Origin of the sequence: Afipia sp. GAS231, from assembly GCF_900103365.1 — a bacterium.
GTDB lineage: Bacteria > Pseudomonadota > Alphaproteobacteria > Rhizobiales > Xanthobacteraceae > Bradyrhizobium.
Window position 1 is genome coordinate 977,243 of sequence record NZ_LT629703.1, and the last position, 17,561, is coordinate 994,803.

Annotated in this window: 15 protein-coding genes and 1 tRNA gene; 12 read left to right on the forward strand and 4 right to left on the reverse strand. The window is 63.9% G+C overall.

Translation table 11 applies throughout. From position 1 onward, the window contains the following. Nucleotides 1–175: 175 nt before the first annotated feature. Nucleotides 176–421 (forward strand): zinc-finger domain-containing protein, encoded by a 246-nt coding sequence (locus BLS26_RS04630; RefSeq protein WP_057852504.1) that lies wholly within the window; start codon nt 176–178, stop codon nt 419–421. A gap of 19 nt (nt 422–440) precedes the next feature. Continuing rightward, complete coding sequence (locus BLS26_RS04635) at nt 441–1,640, forward strand: FAD-dependent monooxygenase (RefSeq protein WP_092508844.1); 1,200 nt, start codon at nt 441–443, stop codon at nt 1,638–1,640. Nucleotides 1,641–2,380: 740 nt separating this feature from the next. Here BLS26_RS04635 and BLS26_RS04645 read toward each other — a convergent pair. Then, nucleotides 2,381–2,821: a twin-arginine translocation pathway signal gene (locus BLS26_RS04645; RefSeq protein WP_092508848.1), complete on the reverse strand. Its 441-nt coding sequence runs from the start codon at nt 2,819–2,821 to the stop codon at nt 2,381–2,383. Between the two features lie 174 nt (nt 2,822–2,995). On the opposite strand from BLS26_RS04645, the gene BLS26_RS04650 reads away from it, so the two are divergent. Next, nucleotides 2,996–3,082: transfer RNA gene (locus tag BLS26_RS04650), tRNA-Leu, on the forward strand. A 230-nt stretch (nt 3,083–3,312) separates the two neighbouring features. Here BLS26_RS04650 and BLS26_RS04655 read toward each other — a convergent pair. Beyond that, on the reverse strand, nt 3,313–3,618 hold the full coding sequence (locus BLS26_RS04655; protein WP_157676296.1) for a hypothetical protein: 306 nt from the start codon (nt 3,616–3,618) through the stop codon (nt 3,313–3,315). A 265-nt stretch (nt 3,619–3,883) separates the two neighbouring features. Here BLS26_RS04655 and BLS26_RS04660 point away from each other — a divergent pair, with 265 nt between their 5' ends. Next, entirely contained in the window at nt 3,884–4,441 is a 558-nt protein-coding gene (locus BLS26_RS04660) for a TMEM175 family protein (protein WP_371361064.1), read from the forward strand. A 12-nt stretch (nt 4,442–4,453) separates the two neighbouring features. Here the strand turns inward: BLS26_RS04660 and BLS26_RS04665 are convergent, their stop codons facing one another. Then, nucleotides 4,454–5,185 carry a 1-acyl-sn-glycerol-3-phosphate acyltransferase gene (locus BLS26_RS04665; protein ID WP_092508854.1) on the reverse strand — a complete coding sequence of 244 codons (732 nt, stop codon included), beginning with the start codon at nt 5,183–5,185 and terminating at the stop codon, nt 4,454–4,456. Nucleotides 5,186–5,343: 158 nt separating this feature from the next. Between BLS26_RS04665 and BLS26_RS04670 the strand changes: the two genes are divergently transcribed. Beyond that, nucleotides 5,344–6,204, forward strand: a complete 861-nt coding sequence (locus tag BLS26_RS04670) for an alpha/beta fold hydrolase (protein WP_157676298.1) — start codon at nt 5,344–5,346, stop codon at nt 6,202–6,204. A 147-nt stretch (nt 6,205–6,351) separates the two neighbouring features. Here the strand turns inward: BLS26_RS04670 and BLS26_RS04675 are convergent, their stop codons facing one another. Beyond that, on the reverse strand, nt 6,352–7,968 hold the full coding sequence (locus BLS26_RS04675; RefSeq protein ID WP_092508858.1) for an ABC transporter substrate-binding protein: 1,617 nt from the start codon (nt 7,966–7,968) through the stop codon (nt 6,352–6,354). A 311-nt stretch (nt 7,969–8,279) separates the two neighbouring features. Here BLS26_RS04675 and BLS26_RS04680 point away from each other — a divergent pair, with 311 nt between their 5' ends. From BLS26_RS04680 to BLS26_RS04710, 7 genes are all read left to right on the forward strand, one after another. Further along, nucleotides 8,280–9,410 (forward strand): M20/M25/M40 family metallo-hydrolase, encoded by a 1,131-nt coding sequence (locus BLS26_RS04680; protein ID WP_092517627.1) that lies wholly within the window; start codon nt 8,280–8,282, stop codon nt 9,408–9,410. Nucleotides 9,411–9,620: 210 nt separating this feature from the next. Then, nucleotides 9,621–10,562 (forward strand): ABC transporter permease, encoded by a 942-nt coding sequence (locus BLS26_RS04685; RefSeq protein WP_092508860.1) that lies wholly within the window; start codon nt 9,621–9,623, stop codon nt 10,560–10,562. Nucleotides 10,563–10,573: 11 nt separating this feature from the next. Further along, nucleotides 10,574–11,464: an ABC transporter permease gene (locus tag BLS26_RS04690; RefSeq protein WP_092508862.1), complete on the forward strand. Its 891-nt coding sequence runs from the start codon at nt 10,574–10,576 to the stop codon at nt 11,462–11,464. After that, nucleotides 11,461–13,113 (forward strand): ABC transporter ATP-binding protein, encoded by a 1,653-nt coding sequence (locus BLS26_RS04695; protein ID WP_092508864.1) that lies wholly within the window; start codon nt 11,461–11,463, stop codon nt 13,111–13,113. The genes BLS26_RS04690 and BLS26_RS04695 overlap by 4 nt, the downstream gene beginning before the upstream one ends. 200 nt (nt 13,114–13,313) lie before the next feature. Continuing rightward, nucleotides 13,314–14,846, forward strand: coding sequence for a M81 family metallopeptidase (locus BLS26_RS04700; RefSeq protein WP_092508866.1), 1,533 nt, complete (start codon nt 13,314–13,316; stop codon nt 14,844–14,846). Nucleotides 14,847–14,851: 5 nt separating this feature from the next. After that, nucleotides 14,852–16,024: a M20 aminoacylase family protein gene (locus tag BLS26_RS04705; protein ID WP_092508868.1), complete on the forward strand. Its 1,173-nt coding sequence runs from the start codon at nt 14,852–14,854 to the stop codon at nt 16,022–16,024. Then, complete coding sequence (locus BLS26_RS04710) at nt 16,017–17,438, forward strand: amidase (protein WP_092508870.1); 1,422 nt, start codon at nt 16,017–16,019, stop codon at nt 17,436–17,438. The genes BLS26_RS04705 and BLS26_RS04710 overlap by 8 nt, the downstream gene beginning before the upstream one ends. Nucleotides 17,439–17,561: the final 123 nt, after the last annotated feature.

The following is a 17,561-nucleotide window of genomic DNA, read 5'->3' on the forward strand; positions in this document are numbered from 1 at the left end:
AGATTGTGTCGAATTTGCATGAGCTAATGAGCCGTGAATATCAGGGAATCGGGGCTCAAGATTCAGGTTCCATTGCGCTAGGAATCATCTGCACCCGCCAGTATGGTGCGCGGCGTTCGTGCCGCCGCGCCGTGTCGATTGTGTCCGCCCGTCGTTGCTATTCAAGGTGAAGCTGATGTCCGATCATGTCGTCCCGCACTTCCATAACGACGCCGGCGTTTCGGTGATCGAGATCGGCTCGCAAGAGTTCATGTGCGTCGGCGCCAACCCGCCGTTCGACCATCCGCATGTGTTTCTCGATCTCGGCAACGACAACGAGATCATCTGCCCCTATTGCTCCACGCTGTACCGCTTTGCCGCCGACCTCGGCGCGGGCGAAGCGCGTCCCCCCGAATGCGTCCTGAAGGACAAGGTCGCCTGATTCCCAAGGAGCTTTCTGCGTGGCAGTTACCCGCACCATCGTCGTCGCGGGTGCCGGGATCGGTGGGCTGACCGCGGCGCTGGCGCTCGCCGCCAAGGGTTTTCGCGTCGTCGTGATGGAGAAGGCCGAACGGCTGGAGGAAGCCGGCGCCGGCCTGCAGGTTTCGCCCAACGCCAGCCGCATCCTGGTCGACCTCGGGCTCAAGCCGCGGCTCGCCGGCCGCGCCGTGATGCCGGAATCCATCAACATCATGAGCGCGCGGGCTGGCGGCGAGATCGCCCGCCTGCCGCTCGGCGAAGCCGCCTCGTTGCGCGCCGGTGCGCCCTATTGGGTGATCCACCGCGCCGATCTGCAGGCCGCCCTCCAGGCCGCGGTCAACGACCACCCCGACATCGATCTGCGGCTCGGCTGCCAGTTCGAGGACGTGACCAAGCACGCCAAGGGGCTGACGGTGGTGCAGCGTCGCGGCAATGTGCGGCAGGGCGAACTGGCGGTGGCGCTGATCGGGGCCGACGGCATCTGGTCTGCGGTGCGAAATCATCTGTTCCCGGAGGTGCAGCCGCAATTTTCCGGGCTGATCGCCTGGCGCGGCACGCTCGATGCTACCGCGCTGCCGCGGGAATATACCTCGGCGCGGGTGCAGCTCTGGATGGGATCGAATGCGCATCTCGTCGCCTATCCGATTTCCGGCGGGCGCCAGATCAATGTCGTCGCGGTCGTGCCGGGCACCTGGAACCGGCCGGGCTGGAGCGCTCCCGGCGAGACCAACGATATCAAGGGCGCGTTCGCGTCGCGCTGGCCCGCGACCGCGCGAATGCTGGTCAATGCCGTCGACGAATGGCGGCGCTGGGCGCTGTTCACGGTGGCTGACTTCGGCGAATGGAACCAGGGCGCGGTCGCCCTGCTCGGCGACGCCGCGCATGCGATGCTGCCGTTTGCCGCCCAAGGCGCCGGCATGGCGATCGAGGATGCCGCGGTACTGGCGAAAGCGCTCGGCGATAGCGCCGGCGACAACACGGCGGGCATCCCGGCCGCCCTGAAACGCTACGCGAAGGCGCGGCGCGCCCGCGCACTGCGGGTCGCTCGCGCCGCGCGGCAGCAGGGCCGCATCTATCATCTCGCAGGACCGCTGGCGCTGGCCCGCGACGTCGCCATCAAGACCATGGGCCCGCAACGCATGCTGGCGCGCCAGGACTGGATCTACGACTGGCGGGTGTGAGCGTGGTGCGCGAAGCGATCCATCTTGTAGGATGGGTGGAGCCAACGGGTCCGGCCTTCGGCCGGCCCGATGATAAACTCCGCGATACCCGCCAATACTGCGCGTGTGGCGATGGGTATCGCTTCGCTCCACCCATCCCACGAATCTCACATACGACTCCACGTTCTCGCGGCGCGATGCGCCCGGAGTTTTGCTGGAAACCTTGCACCTCTGAAAACAGAGGGCGCAGGGAAGACCGGATGCGCGCTGCACCCGCGGTCTCGCGTGCGATGCGTAGTCAGAATGCTGCACGCGAGCATACAGGTTCAGCGGAGAGCCTCCGGCCTTCCCTGCGCAATGGCTTTACGGCTTATACGAGTTCGTCCTGGTGACCGGCTTTCTTGCCACCATCGCCGGCTTCGGCTTTCGCTTCCGCCAACTTGACGCCAGCACCGGGGCGTCGGACCCACACGATTTCGCCGTACGCAAGCGCCGCGCTCGTCAGTCGCTGCCTCACGTCCACCGCTCCCTGCCCCTCGTTTGCGACGATGGCCAACGCCCCTGGTGGGACAGGATGGCGGGAGTCGTAAGTCTGATTTGCCCGACGGGGCCAGCAAAATATTTTCGCGGTCGCGAATTGACCCACATCTGGGGTGATTTGCCCGTCGGGCAAGCGCAGAAGTTGTGTCTAAAAATCTCTAGATTTTTCATTTGACGCGTTTTCTTGACGCGAACCGGTTTCCACTTCGCTGGAAAACGCTCTAGTGAACCGCGCTGCCGGATTTCGACGAGCGGGCGCCGCGGATCACCGGCGCCGGCGCCACTACCGGCGGCTCAACCTTCACTTCCGGCTTCGCTTCATGGCAGCGGTTCTTGCGCCAGGCTTCCTCGGCGAGTTTCGACTGGCCGCGCACCGCGATGTATTCGTTGCGATAGGCGAGCTCGGCGACCACCGGCCCGGCGACGCCGGTTTCCGCCTTCGCCATCAGGCCCTGCAACTCCGCCATGCGGGTCGCCAGGTTCTTGCGCTCCGGCTCGAGCTGCTTGCACTCGTAGAGATCGTATTTGGCGGGATCGGCGAACGCCGAGGTCATGCTGTCGCTCATCTCGGCGCAGCCGGACAGCCCTGCCCCGAGCACAAGCAGCGCCAGCGCTAAGGCAGTGCGCGGAATCGGGTGGCGATGGGACAGGTGTGCGGGCATCGGACCTTCGTTAAGTGGATAATGTTGAGATTGCCTAAAGCAGCCCCGGATGTCGGCATTGAGGCTTTGCTTTGCCAGCCGCCCTCGCCTAAAGCTTGAAGAGCGCGTTTGGGGCAGATTATCCTAATTCCACCTCGCCGGTAAACGCGCTAAGTACCTGATCTCCTGAGTAAAGCGGACGTGGCGGAACTGGTAGACGCAAGGGACTTAAAATCCCTCGATGGCAACGTCGTGTGGGTTCGACTCCCACCGCCCGCACCAGCCTTCGCGCGCGAAGCGAGAGAAGGCTGCCGCGCCGAAGCCTTAGGCGAAGGCGGGCCGCGTGGCCGCGAGCTACGGCTTGGCAAGCCACTCGCCCTGACGGGCTACGGCCACGCCGGGCCGCCAGGGCGAAGCGTGTCCGGCACAGCCCGAGCGCAGCGAAAGCGACGACGGACTGTGAGAGCGGATCAACAGCGAATGCGCATCTCGCTTTCGGCGCCCAATGGACATCAGCTGCGATGCTTGGCGCGTTTCCGAGCGAGGTAGACAAGAACGGGATACGTCAGCGCCAGAACAAGGATGACGTCAAAACCACAGAGAAAGAGCATGAAGGTTCGATTCAGCGGTAGCAGCCAGAAAAGGCCAACCGCGTAAACGAACGCGAATGGCAAGTTGAGGACCAGCGCGATCGACTGACGAACCACCCCTTCCCCGCAGGTGAAGTTCGGCAGTATTTCGGGATTCCAATGACACAAGCTGATGTTGACGACGCGATCGAAAGCTGCCGCCTCGACGATGGCGACGACAAAAGCCATGCCAAGAATGCAGAAGCAGCCCAGGCACAGCCACCGAAACAACTTCATTGATGACCCGAACGGCACTTGTCTGACCTCTGCCCTGGTCTCCCGAATGTCTGTCATTGGGACCGGCTAAGAAAAGATGCCGGCGTCTTCGCCCTTCGCGGTTACGATCGTGCCGCACAGTCTGCGGCACCATTCTGCTTCTGGCTAGCCCATGCTTCCAGAGCCTCATAGACTCCGGGAACGGGAGACCATTTTGCCGCAACCTCACCTCTTCGAAATGCGCCGGCTGGAAATGCTGAGCAACACCATCTTCGGCGTTGCCATGACGCTGCTCGCTTATGACCTGCCGAAGGCCTCGAGCTTCAAGGACGCGCCGGGCTGGATCGACCTCGTTCGCGTCTATGCGCAACCGGTGATCGCGCTGGCGATCTCCTTCGTTGTCGCCGGGGTGTTCTGGTTCAGCCATCACCGCCGGCTGGCGGTGGCGCCGGAGGCCGGCCGCAGCGTGGTGTTTCTCAATCTCCTTTTTCTACTCTCGATCATCATCCTGCCGGTGACCAACGGACTCTACGGCAGCTACCGGCTCGATAGCGTGGTGGCAGTCGTCTACGGAATCCATCTGACGTCGATCGCCTTGCTGAACGCCTGGCTGTGGGTTCTCGCCCTGAGAGACCGCCCGGATTCGCAACTGCTGGTGACGGCCTTGTTCCCCGTCGTCGTATTCCTGTGCGGAACGGCGATGGCCTTCGTCGATCCGTTCGTTGCGCAGTTCACCTGGTGCCTTGCCTTCCTCTCGCCACTGGTAGGCTGGGTGGCGGGACGCCGCGCAGGCTAAGCACAACGAAAGCTAGTGCGAGGCCTCGCCGTCCCCCACCAGCCTCTCGCTCTCCTCCGAAATCATCTTCTCCAGCATCGGCTGAAACTCCTTGCGGTTCATTCCCGGCGCAATCGGCGGGAGATAGGAGAGCATGACGGTGCCGCTGTGGATCATCAGCGTCTTCTTGCCCCAGAACAGACCGGAATTGCACGCCGTCGGCACCACCGGCACATCGAGCGTGGTGTAGAGGGCGGAGATGCCGGCCGCCTGGAACACCATGGGCTCGCCCACCGCCTGTCTTGTGCCTTGCGGAAACAGCAGCACCTTGCGGCCTTCGGCGACCGCGCGCTTGGCCTCCTCGACCATCTGCTTGAGCGCGTGCCGGCCGGCTGCGCGATCGACCAGGATCATCGGGTAGCGTTGCAGAAACCAGCCGACGATCGGAAGTTTGGCCAGCTCCCTCTTGGCGACGATGCTGGCGTCCGGAAAAATCATGCTCAGGGCTGCGGTTTCCCACAGCGACTGATGATTGCAGGCGATGATGCAGGGGCCGTCGGGAACGTTGGCGCGGCCGTATTCCCGATAATCGAGCCCGAGCACGACCCTGAAAAGCAGCATGATCCCCTTGACCCAGACCTGCGATACCGCGCGCACGGTCGGGCTGCCGGCGTTGAACAGCCACATGAACGGCACCGTCAACGATACGACACCCGTCAGGATCACGACCGCCGCAATGAACAGGATCGACCTCAGATAGTGCAACGATGGTTCCTTCCCTGGCGTTCGACGGTTTTGGGAGTTTCCCAATACAGCACTTTGCGGGCGTTGCACAATTCCGCATGGGGGCCGAATTGCGCACCTCTCTCAAATCCGTCATCCTGAGCTGCGAGCTCTTGCGAGCCTCGAAGGATGATCTCAGCATGCCGGTTCTCGAACAGATCACGATCGCGCCGCATCTGACCTTCGACGCGCTCACTGCCGGCGCGCCTGGTGCGCCACTGGTGCTGCTGCTGCACGGCTTTGCGGAATCGATGAATTGCTGGCGTGCGCAGGTCACGGCGCTGGGCGACATGGGCTATCGCGCCATCGCACCGAGCCAGCGCGGATATTCGCCCGGCGCACGGCCGGATCCACGCGAATTCTCGCATTACCTGATCGATCGCCTGATGGACGACGCGATGGCGATCGCCGCGGCGTCGGGCTATGGCGACGCGCGGTTTCATCTTGCCGGTCACGACTGGGGCGGCAGCATCGCCTGGGGCCTTGCCGACCGCCACCATGCGCGGCTGGCTTCGCTCACCATTCTGTCGCGGCCGCATCCGAACGCCTTCAACCGCGCGCTGCAGATGGTCGATGGCGAACAGGCGGGCCGCTCGAAGCACCACAAGGCGTTTCTCGAGCCCGACGCCGCCGATGTCGTGTTGGCCTCCGACTGCAAATGGCTGCGCGATCGGCTGGCCGCCAACGGCGTTCCTTCAAGCGCGATCGAAGCGCATCTGGCGGTGCTCGGCAACAAGCCCGCGATGGAAGCGGCACTGGCCTGGTACCGCGCCCGCGGCGCCATCCGCGGGCCGCTCGGCCCGATCCGCACTCCGACGCTCTACATCTGGGGCGACGCCGACGACACCGTCGGCCGCGTCGCCGCCGAAGGCACGGTGGATTTCATCGCAGCGCCCTATCGCTTCGAGGTGCTGCCCGGCGTCGGACACTTTGCGGCGGATCAGGCGCCGGAACAGGTCAGCGAATTGATGCTGGAACACATGGCGGCGCATCCGGTGTGAGGGGTGCCCGGAAGCGGTGCGCGACGGCCACCGCTAATCGTCGCCGTCATTGCGAGGAGCGCAAGCGACGAAGCAATCCATTCTTTCTTTTGCGCGTTAAGATGGATTGCTTCGCTTCGCTCGCAATGACGAAGGGATGCGTATGCCCTACTCGCTCTTGTCGATATTCCAGAAGATCGGCGTGGCCGGGCCGTCGAGCACGCCGGTCAGCGATTTCCGCCAGGCGCTCGGCTGGGTGTACTGGCCGAGCGGAATATAGATCACCTGCTCCCAGGCTTCCTTCTGGATCTCGGTGGCGATCTTCTTCGCGTCTTCCGGTGTGGTCGCACGCGCGAAATCGTTCTTGAGGGACTCGATCTTGGCGTCCTCGGCCCAGCCGAACCAGCCGCCGTTCTTGCCCTTGCCGCCGATCGCGAAGTTGACGATCGGGTTGGACAGATCGGCGCCGTTCCAGTTGGTGAAGAACATGTTCCAGCCGCCTTCCTTGATCGGCTTCTGGCTGGCGCGGCGGGACACGACGGTGCCCCAGTCGGTGGCCTGCAGGTCGATCTTGAAGCCGGCCTCCTTCATCAATTGCGCTGCCACGATCGGCTGCGCCTTCAGCGTGACGACATCGCCGGGCGCCATGATCACGACGGGCGTGCCGTCATAACCGGACTCGGCCAGCAGCTTCTTGGCTTCCGCCATGCCGTTGCCCTTCACCACCGCTTCCGAACCGACGTCGGTTTCGAGCGGCGTGCCGCAAACGAAGGCCGCACCACAGAGCTTGTAGTATTGCGGGTTGCCGATCAGCGCATCCAGCACGTCCTTCTGGTTCATCGCCAGGAAGGCGGCGCGGCGTACCTTGACGTTGTCGAAGGGCGGAAACAGGAAATTCATCCGGCCGACAGTCTGGAAACCGACCTTGTCCAGCGTGTCGACCTTGATGTCCTTGTTGGCGGTCAGGATCGGGAGAATATCGAACGACGGCACTTCCATGAAATCGATGTCGCCCGACTGCAGCGCGTTCACCGCGGTCTGCGCGTCCGCCATCGTGATCCATTCGACGCGGTCGACCTTCACGACCTTGCCGCCGGAGGTCCAGCTCGGCGGCTCCTTGCGCGGCACGTAGTCGGTGTTCTTCAAGAACACCGCTTTGACGCCGGGCTGGAATTCGGCCTGTACGAACTTGAAGGGGCCGGATCCGATCAATTCCGGGATCGGAGTGCCGGGCGGGGTTTCCGCCAGGCGCTTCGGCATCATGAACGGCACCAGCGACGAAGGCTTGCCCAGCGATTCCAGCACCAGGCTGTAGGGCTCCTTCAACTTCAGCGTGATGGTCTTGGCGTCGGTCGCTTCAAGACTCGCGGTGAAGTCCATCAGCTTCTGGCCCATGCCATCGGCCTTGCCCCAGCGCTTCAGCGACGCCACGCAGTCTTCCGCCGTGACCGGCGTGCCGTCATGCCACTTCAACCCGTCTCGCAGCGTGAGGGTGTAAGTCAGTTTGTCGTCGGAGATTTTATACTCCGCCATCTGCGGCTGGATCTTGAAGCTGGAGTCCTGCGCCAGCAGCGTGTCGTAGATCATGTAGCCGAAATCGCGCACGATATAGGCGGTGGTCTGCATGCCCGGCGTGCGGAGATCGGCATGCATCACCGCGGTGATGGTCTTGCCGGCGGCCATCGCCTGCGACGTGAGAGCTGACGAAGCCAGCGCCACCGAAAGCGCGAGCGCCGACAACGCGGACGCTATCGTTGGACGCTTCCAACGCGTGATGTGGAACATTCGATCTCTCCTGACGTGAAACTGGTCAAAGCCCGCCGATTCATTATGCATGTCGTTCGTTATTTGGGCGAACCAAGGTTTGCACTTTGGGCGAACTAACACGCTGTAAATCCAGACGATTTGAAGACTTGCACCAAGCGCGCGGCGCGTCAATCCGGTTTTGGCAAAATCGAACGTATACAAATGAATGGGCCGGCCGCGTCTATTTGACTTTACAAATCCGCCGCAGGCGATTTTCGTAAGGCAATGATTTAGTAAGCCATTGATCTTCGTAAACCATGGCGAAGCTGCTCACGAACGAGAGAAATTTCATGAACCCGGCCAATCTTCCCTTTGATTCCGAGACCATGCTGCAGGGGCTGCGAGGCTGGGTGGAATGTGAAAGCCCGACCTGGGATGCGTCCGCCGTCGAGCGCATGCTCGACCTCGCCGCGCGCGAAATGGCGATCATGGGTGCGACTATCGAACGCATCGCCGGCCGGCAGGGGTTTGCTGGCTGCGTCCGGGCTCGCTTTCCGCATCCGAAACAAGGCCAGCCCGGCATCCTGATCGCCGGCCATCTCGACACCGTCCACCCCGTGGGCACGATCGAAAAGCTGAAGTGGCGGCGCGAGGGCAACAAATGCTTCGGGCCTGGAATCTTCGACATGAAGGGCGGCAATTATCTCAGCCTGGAAGCGATCCGGCAGCTCGCCCGCGCATCGTTCACGACGCCGCTGCCGATCACCGTGCTGTTTACGCCGGACGAGGAAGTCGGCACGCCCTCGACCCGCGACATCATCGAGGCCGAGGCCGCGCGCAACAAATACGTGCTGGTGCCGGAGCCGGGACGGCTCAATAACGGCGTCGTCACCGGGCGTTATGCGATCGCGCGGTTCAATCTCGAAGCCATCGGCAAGCCGAGCCATGCCGGCGCCACGCTGTCCTCGGGCCGCTCGGCAATCAGGGAGATGGCGCGGCAAATTCTCGCCATCGACGGCATGACCACGGAGGACTGCACCTTCTCGGTCGGCATCGTCCATGGCGGCCAGTGGGTCAATTGTGTTGCGACCACCTGCACCGGCGAGGCGCTGAGCATGGCCAAGCGCCAGGCCGACCTCGACCGCGGCGTCGAGCGCATGCTGGCGCTCACAGGCAGCGCCAACGACGTCGCCTTCACGGTGACCCGCGGCGTCACCCGCCCGGTCTGGGAGGCGGATGCCGGCACCATGGCGCTGTACGAGCAGGCGCGCGGCCTCGCGAAAGCGATGGGCCACGAACTGCCCCACGCCAGCGCCGGCGGCGGCTCCGACGGCAACTTTACCGGCGCGATGGGCATCCCGACGCTGGACGGCCTCGGCGTCCGCGGCGCCGACGCCCATACGCTGAATGAGCATATCGAGGTGGATAGTTTGGCCGAACGCGGCCGGCTGATGGCGGGGTTATTGGCGACGCTGGAGTGACGGCAAAGCCGTCATTCCAGGGCGCGAAGCGAACTATGGTGCGCAATTGCGCACCTGAGAATCTCGAGATTCCAGGTTCGATGCTACGCATCGCCCCGGAATGACGGAGACCCTCCAATGGCACGGGAATTGCTGAACTGATACGCTACCGCCGGGGAATAGAGGCTGTGCCGACCGAATGACCGGTTGCCACATTTGTAACGGAACAACATGCTCGGATATCTGCTTCGCCGCATCCTCGCCACCATCCCCGTGATGGGCGTGGTTGCGTTGTTCGTGTTCCTGTTGCTGCGGCTGACGCCGGGCGATCCCGCCGCGATCCTGGCCGGCGACAATGCGACGCCCGAAAAGCTTGAACAGATCCGCACCGCGCTCGGCCTCACCGAGCCGCTGCATGTCCAGTTCTTTACCTGGGTCGGCCGGCTACTGCACGGCGATCTCGGCGTCTCCCTGATCTCGAACGTGCCGGTGCTGCAGATGATCGGCACGCGCGCCGAGCCGTCGATCTCGGTGGCGCTGTGCACCATCATCCTCGCCATCCTGGTCGCCGTCCCGCTCGGCGTGATCGCGGCATGGAAGCACGGCACCTGGATCGACCGCTTCGTGATGGGCCTCTCCGTGGTCGGCTTCTCGGTGCCGGTGTTCGTGATCGGCTACGTCCTGATCCAGATCTTCGCGATCGACCTGCGCTGGGTGCCGGTACAGGGTTTTAAAAGCATCTCGGCGGGCTTCGGGCCGTTCTTCGAGCGCATCATCCTGCCGACCTGCACGCTGTCCTTTATCTATGTCGCGTTGATCGCGCGGATGACGCGGGCGGCGATGCTGGACGTGCTCGGCGAGGATTATGTCCGCACCGCGCGCGCCAAGGGCATTTCCGAAACCGGCGTGCTGCTGCATCACGCGCTGCGCAACGCCGCGGTCCCCGTCATCACCGTGATCGGGACTGGATTTGCGCTTTTGATTTCCGGCGTCGTGGTCACCGAGAGCGTGTTCAACCTGCCCGGCATCGGCCGCCTCACCGTCGATGCGGTGCTGGCGCGCGATTATCCGGTGATCCAGGCGATGATCCTTTTGACGTCGGGCATCTATGTCGCCGTCAATCTGCTGATCGACGTCGCCTACACTCTGCTTGATCCCCGAATCCGTTATTGAGGTCGGTACTGATGGCCCTCGAAACCCTCCCCGAACCGTCGATACCGATCACCACGCCATTCCGGCCAAAGCTCGGCTTTCTCACGTCGACGCCGATCATCGCGGTTTCGACCGTGCTGCTGGGCCTGATCGTGTTGATCACGATCCTGGCGCCGCTGCTGGCGCCGCACGATCCGCTGTTGCTGGCGCCGGCGCAGCGGCTGAAGCCGTCAAGCGCCCTGCACTGGCTCGGCACCGACGGCTACGGCCGCGACGTGCTGTCGCGCATCATCTATGGCGGACGGATCTCGCTGGTTATCGGCATTGGCGCCGCGATCTTCTCGATCGCCATCGGCCTTGTGATCGGCCTCGTCTCCGGCTTCTTCAAATGGGTCGACGCCGTGATGATGCGGGTGATGGACGGGCTGATGGCGATCCCGAGCATCCTGCTCGCGATTGCCGTGGTGTCGCTGTCGGGCGCCAGCGTGATGACGGTGCTGATTGCGATCACGATTCCGGAAATTCCGCGTGTGGCGCGGCTGGTCCGTTCGGTAGTGCTGTCGGCGCGCGAAGAGCCTTATGTCGAGGCTGCGATCTCGGTCGGCTCCAGCCTGCCCAAGATCATGTGGCGGCATCTGATGCCGAACACCATTGCTCCCTTAATCGTGCAAGGCACCTATGTCTGCGCCTCCGCCATTCTCACCGAGGCGATCCTGTCGTTCCTCGGCGCCGGCATCAACCCGGAGACGCCGACCTGGGGCAACATCATGGCCGAGGGCCGCGCCTACTTCCAGATCAAGCCGTCGCTGATCTTCTGGCCTGGTCTTTTGCTCTCGATCGCGATTCTCAGCATCAACCTGATCGGCGACGCCGCCCGCGACGCGCTCGATCCGAAGATGAAGCAGCGGGAGGGCGGCAAGTGAGCACGACCAGTTCCAACGTCGTCCTCGACATCCAGAACCTCGTCGTCGGTCTCGGCAAGGATCCGGCCGGCAAGCGCATCATCGACGGCATCTCGCTGCAGGTCCACGAAGGCGAGACGCTGTGCGTGGTCGGCGAAAGCGGATCAGGCAAGTCTGTGACGTCGCTGACGGTGATGGGGCTACTGCAAAAGGGCGCGCTGGTGCCGTCCGCCGGCAGCGTCAGACTGGTCGGCGAGGAACTGCTCGCCGCCAGCGACCGCCGCCTGCGTCAACTGCGCGCCACCACCATGGCGATGATCTTTCAGGAGCCGATGACGGCGCTCAACCCGGTGGTGCCGGTCGGCCGCCAGATCGACGAAGTCCTGCGCGTCCATACCGACCTCGATGCCCGCGCACGCCGCCAGAAGATCCTGGCGATGATGGAACAGGTGCGTCTCCCCGAAGTAGAGCGCATCTTCGCTTCCTATCCACATCGACTTTCAGGAGGCCAACGCCAGCGCATCATGATCGCGATGGCGCTGGTGCTGGAGCCGAAACTGCTGATCGCGGACGAGCCGACCACCGCGCTCGACGTCACCACGCAAAAACAGATTCTCACCTTGATCCGCGACCTGCAGCGCGATCACGGCACCGCCGTATTGTTCATCACCCACGACATGGGCGTGGTCGCCGAAATCGCCGACCGCGTCGCGGTCATGCGCAACGGCCGGCTGGTCGAAACCGGCGCGCTCGACACCATCCTGCGCCAGCCCACCATGGAATACACCCGCAAGCTGTTATCCGCCGTGCCGAGCCTGGTGCCGCGGGCGCCGCGCGCGGAGAGCACCGAGCCGGTCGTGCTGGAGGCCAACGACCTCTGCAAGGTCTATCGCGAGCGTTCCTTCTTCGGTAAAGCCCGCGAGGTCGCCGCCGCCAAGGACGTGACGCTGACGCTGCGCAAGGGCCGCACGCTCGGCATCGTCGGCGAAAGCGGCTCCGGCAAGTCGACGGTGGCGCGCTGCATCGTCCGCCTGATCGATCCGACCTCCGGCGGCGTCCGCCTCGTGGGCCGCGAAATCTCCGACTTGTCGCGCCGGCTGCTGCAGCCGCACCGCCAGCGCATCCAGATCATCTTTCAGGACCCGTATCGATCGCTCAACCCGCGGATCACCGTCGGCGAAAGCATCGCAGAAGGTCCGATCAATTACGGCATGTCACGCAGCGACGCGCTGGCCAAGGCGCGCGAACTGCTCGAACTGGTCGATCTTCCGCCCGACGCGATCTCGCGCTATCCGCACCAGTTCTCCGGCGGCCAGCGCCAGCGCATCGCCATCGCCCGCGCCCTGGCGCTCGATCCCGACGTCCTCGTGGCCGATGAAGCAGTCTCGGCGCTCGACGTCTCGGTGCAAGCGCAAGTGCTGGAACTGCTCGATGAAATCCAGAGCCGGCTCGGCATCGCGCTCTTGTTCATCACCCACGACCTTCGCGTCGCCGCACAAATCTGCGACGACGTCGCCGTGATGCAGCATGGCCGGGTCGTGGAACAGGGACCGGCCGCGCAGGTGCTGACACACCCGCAACAGGTCTATACCCGCGCCCTGCTCGAAGCCGCCCCCGGCCGCGGCTGGGATTTCGCCAATTTCAGGCCGGTTGCGGTGGCGGCGGAGTAAAGCACCCTCTCTTCGCAGTCATTCCGGGGCGATGCAAAGCATCGAACCCGGAATGACGGCGGTGAGGAAAGGATTGCTCGGCTCGCAATGACGGTGTTGGTGACGGCGTAAGCCCCATGCAAATCTGGATTGCTTCGCAGCTTGCGCTCCTCGCAATGACGAGTCTAACGTCGCGCCGGAATTTCAACTGAGACACCCTGATGACCCGTATCGCCGTCGGCGGCTTCCTGCACGAGACCAATACCTTCGCGCCGACGAAGGCGACCTATGCCGATTTCGTCCATGGCGGCGGCTGGCCGTCAATGGCGCACGGCGCCGATGTGCTCAAGGTGATGCGCAAGATCAATGTCGGCCTCGCCGGCTTTGTCGAACAAGCCGAAGCCAACGGCTGGGAGTTGATACCGACGATCTCCTGCGCCGCCAGTCCCTCGGCCCATGTCACCAGGGATGCGTTCGAACGCATCGTCAGAGAGATGGTCGACGGCATCGCCAATGCGGGACCGCTGGATGCGGTTTATCTCGACCTGCATGGCGCGATGGTGACCGAACACTTTGACGATGGCGAAGGCGAAATCCTCCGCCGCGTGCGCGAGGTGATAGGCAAGGAACTGCCGCTGGTCGTCAGCCTTGACCTGCACGCCAATGTGACACCGGAAATGGTTAGGCATGCCGACGCGCTGATCGCCTACCGCACCTATCCCCATGTCGACATGGCCGATACCGGCCGGGCATCCGCAAAACATCTCGCGCTTGTCCTGAAGACCAAGGCGCGGTTTGCCAAAGCATTCCGTCAACTGCCGTTTCTGATTCCGATCAGTTGGCAATGCACCAACGACCAACCAACCAAGGGCATCTACGAGAAGCTTGCGGCGCTGGAAAGCGACGCGGTGCCGACACTGTCGTTCGCGCCGGGCTTTCCGGCGGCCGATTTCCGGGATTGCGGACCGAGCGTCTTCGCCTATGGCAAGACCCAGGCCGATGCCGATGCGGCCGCCGACAAGGTCGTCGCGCTGATCGAGGGTCATGAGGACGATTTCGACGGCCGCATCTTCTCGCCCGACGACGGCGTCCGCCATGCCATGGAACTGGCAAAGGGTGCATCGAGGCCGATCATCATCGCCGACACCCAGGACAATCCCGGCGCCGGCGGTGATTCCGACACCACCGGCATGCTGCGTGCGCTGGTCCGCAACAAGGCCACCCGCGCCGCGACCGGCGTGATCTACGATCCGGAGTCGGCCAGGGCCGCGCATGCGGCCGGGGTCGGCGCCACCGTCACGCTCGCGCTCGGCGGCAAGTCCGGCATTCCCGGCGATGCGCCTTACACCGAGACCTTCATCGTCGAAAAGCTGTCGGACGGAAAATTCGTGGCGCCCGGCCCCTATTATGGCGGCCGCGACATGGATATGGGCCCGTCAGCGGCCCTGCGCATCGGCGACGTCAGGGTGGTCGTGAGTTCGTACAAGGCACAGCTCGCGGATCAGTCGATGTATCGCTACGTCGGCATCGAGCCGACCGAACAGGCCATCCTGGTTAACAAGAGTTCGGTGCACTTCCGCGCCGATTTCGAGCCGATCGCCGAGAAACTGCTGATCTGCGCCGCGCCCGGCGCGATGCCGGCGGATACGGCATCGCTCCCCTGGACGCGGCTGCGTCCGGGCATTCGCGTCAAGCCGAACGGCAAACCGTTTACGCCGCCGGCCAAAGCACCTTCAACTTCCATCACGGGATAACAGATATGCCCACCATCGAACGCATCGACGGCTATGCCGAGGAACTCACCGCGATCCGCCGCGACCTGCATGCCCATCCCGAGATCGGCTTTGAGGAAGTGCGCACTTCCGGCATCGTTGCCGACAAGCTGACGCAGTGGGGCATCGAGGTGCATCGCGGGCTCGGCGGCACCGGCGTGATCGGCGTGCTGAAGGGCAAGGGATCCGGCACCAAGCGGATCGGGCTGCGTGCCGACATGGACGCGCTGCCGATGGAAGAAAACACCAACCTGAAATGGCGCTCGACCATTCCCGGCCGCTTCCACGGCTGCGGCCATGACGGCCACACCACCATGCTGCTCGGCACCGCACGCTATCTGGCCGAGACCAAGAATTTCGACGGCACCGTGCACTTCATCTTCCAGCCCGCCGAAGAAGGCCTCGGCGGCGCCCGGGCGATGATCAAGGACGGCCTGTTCCAGAAGTTTCCCTGCGACGAGGTCTACGGCCTGCACAATGCGCCGGACCTCAACCATGGCGAGATCGCGATCCTGCCGGGACCGGCGATGGCGGGCGCCGACTTCTTCGACATCGTGATCCAGGGCTATGGCGCGCATGGCGCGATGCCGGAGCGCTCCAAGGACGCGGTGGTGATCGCGACCACGCTGGCACAGGCGCTGCAGACCATCGTCAGCCGCAACGTCGATCCGTTGCACGCCGCCGTGCTCTCGATCACCCAGATCCATGCCGGCTCGGCCTATAACGTCATTCCCGGCGACGCCAGGCTGTGCGGCACGGTGCGCGCGTTCGACGACGGCACCCGCGCGCTGATCCGCGAGCGCATGCGCGCGATTTGCGCCGGCATCGCCGCAACCTTCCAGTGCGAAATCACGGCCGACATCCGCGACACTTTTAGCGTGCTGGTCAACGAGGAAGAACAGTCGCGCGTGGTAGAGGCGGTTGCGCGAACCATCGTCGATCCCGCCAACGTCATCACCCGCTCGCAGCCGAAGATGGGCAGCGAGGATTTCGCCGACATGATGCAAGCGGTGCCCGGCGCCTATTTCTGGGTCGGCCATGAAGGTTCGGTGCCCGTGCACAATCCCGGTTATGTGCTCGATGACAAAATCCTGCCGATCGGCGCCAGCATGTTTGCGCGCATCATCGAAACCCGCCTGCCGGTAGGGTCCCATGCATAAACCGGCGCCTGAGGAAGCGGTTACGTCGCTGCATGACCTCAGCGCCGTCGACCTGATTGCCGGTTATCGCGCCAAGCAGTTCTCGCCCTCCGAAGTGCTGGAAGAAGTCCTGGCGCATGTCGCGGCGTGGGAGCCGCACATCCATGCGCTCTATCTGTTCGATCCCGAAGGTGCCCGCGCCGTCGCCACGGCGTCGACCGAACGCTGGAACAAGGGCGAGCCGGTGGGCACGCTCGACGGCGTACCGGTCACGATCAAGGACAATATCGCCACCAAAGGCCAGCCGGTGCCGCTCGGCGCCGCCAGCATGCCGCTGACGCCTGCGCCGAAGGACGCGCCGCCCGCCGCGCGGCTGCGCGAGGCCGGCGCCATCATCTTCTCCAAGACCACGATGCCGGATTACGGCATGCTGTCGTCGGGACTTTCCAGTTTCCATCCCCTCACCCGCAACCCCTGGGACGTCAGCAAGAATCCCGGCGGGTCTTCTGCCGGCGCGGGCGCCGCGGCTGCTGCCGGTTACGGTCCGCTGCATCTCGGCACCGACATCGGCGGCTCGGTACGGCTGCCGGCATGCTGGAACGGTCTGTTCGCGCTAAAGCCAAGCCTCGGGCGCGTGCCCGTCGATCCGCCCTATGTCGGCCGCGTCGCCGGGCCGATGACCCGTACCGTCGACGATGCCGCGCTGATGATGAGCGTGCTGTCGCGGCCGGACCGGCGCGACGGCATGAGCCTGCCCGCGCACGAGATCAACTGGAAGGCGCTGGATAAATCGCCGCGCAAGCTGCGCATCGGCCTGATGCTCGATGCCGGTACCGGCCAGGCGCTGGAGAAGGACGTCCGCGACGTCGCCATCAAGGCCGCGAAGGCGTTTGAATCCACCGGCGCCGTCCTCACCGAAGTCGATGGCATCCTGACCCGCGAGATGCTCGACGGGCTCGACCATTTCTGGCGCGCGCGGATGTGGTCGGATCTCTCGCTGCTGCCATCCGAACAGCGCAGCAAGGCGCTGCCCTATATCTACCAATGGGCCGAGTCCGGCGCAAAACTCAGTGGCGTCGACGTTGTCAGGGGCTTTAATGCCACCATGGCGATCAGGGCTGCTGCGGCCAAACTGTTCTGCGAGGTCGACTACGTGATCTCGCCGGTATCGCCGGTGGTGAACTTTCCGGCCGAATTCGCCGCCCCGCTCAACGATCCCCTCAAACCGTTCGAGCACATCGCCTACACAGTGCCGTGGAACATGTCGGAGAACCCGGCCGCCTCGATCAATGGCGGTTACGACAAAAAGGGTTTTCCGATCGGCGTGCAGATCGTCGGAAAACGCTTTGACGATCTCGGCGTGCTCGGCCTGGCCAAGACGTTCGAAGGCCTGCGCGGCCCGCAAAAGCCGTGGCCGAACCCGCCGAAGAAATAATTCTCTTTCGTCATTCCGGGGCGACGCGAAGCGCCGAACCCGGAATCTCCTTGCGACAATTCGATCGAGATTCCGGGTTCGCGCCGTCCAAGTCGGCTATAGCCGACTTGGACTCTGATATTT

Coding starts and splice junctions, on each gene's coding strand:
- BLS26_RS04680 (WP_092517627.1), top strand. CDS start 8,280: ATGAACCCGGCCAATCTTCCCTTTGATTCCGAGACCATGCTGCAGGGG.
- BLS26_RS04670 (WP_157676298.1), top strand. CDS start 5,344: ATGCCGGTTCTCGAACAGATCACGATCGCGCCGCATCTGACCTTCGAC.
- BLS26_RS04685 (WP_092508860.1), top strand. CDS start 9,621: ATGCTCGGATATCTGCTTCGCCGCATCCTCGCCACCATCCCCGTGATG.
- BLS26_RS04705 (WP_092508868.1), top strand. CDS start 14,852: ATGCCCACCATCGAACGCATCGACGGCTATGCCGAGGAACTCACCGCG.
- BLS26_RS04655 (WP_157676296.1), bottom strand. CDS start 3,618: ATGGCTTTTGTCGTCGCCATCGTCGAGGCGGCAGCTTTCGATCGCGTC.
- BLS26_RS04630 (WP_057852504.1), top strand. CDS start 176: ATGTCCGATCATGTCGTCCCGCACTTCCATAACGACGCCGGCGTTTCG.
- BLS26_RS04700 (WP_092508866.1), top strand. CDS start 13,314: ATGACCCGTATCGCCGTCGGCGGCTTCCTGCACGAGACCAATACCTTC.
- BLS26_RS04645 (WP_092508848.1), bottom strand. CDS start 2,821: ATGCCCGCACACCTGTCCCATCGCCACCCGATTCCGCGCACTGCCTTA.
- BLS26_RS04710 (WP_092508870.1), top strand. CDS start 16,017: ATGCATAAACCGGCGCCTGAGGAAGCGGTTACGTCGCTGCATGACCTC.
- BLS26_RS04660 (WP_371361064.1), top strand. CDS start 3,884: ATGCGCCGGCTGGAAATGCTGAGCAACACCATCTTCGGCGTTGCCATG.
- BLS26_RS04675 (WP_092508858.1), bottom strand. CDS start 7,968: ATGTTCCACATCACGCGTTGGAAGCGTCCAACGATAGCGTCCGCGTTG.
- BLS26_RS04690 (WP_092508862.1), top strand. CDS start 10,574: ATGGCCCTCGAAACCCTCCCCGAACCGTCGATACCGATCACCACGCCA.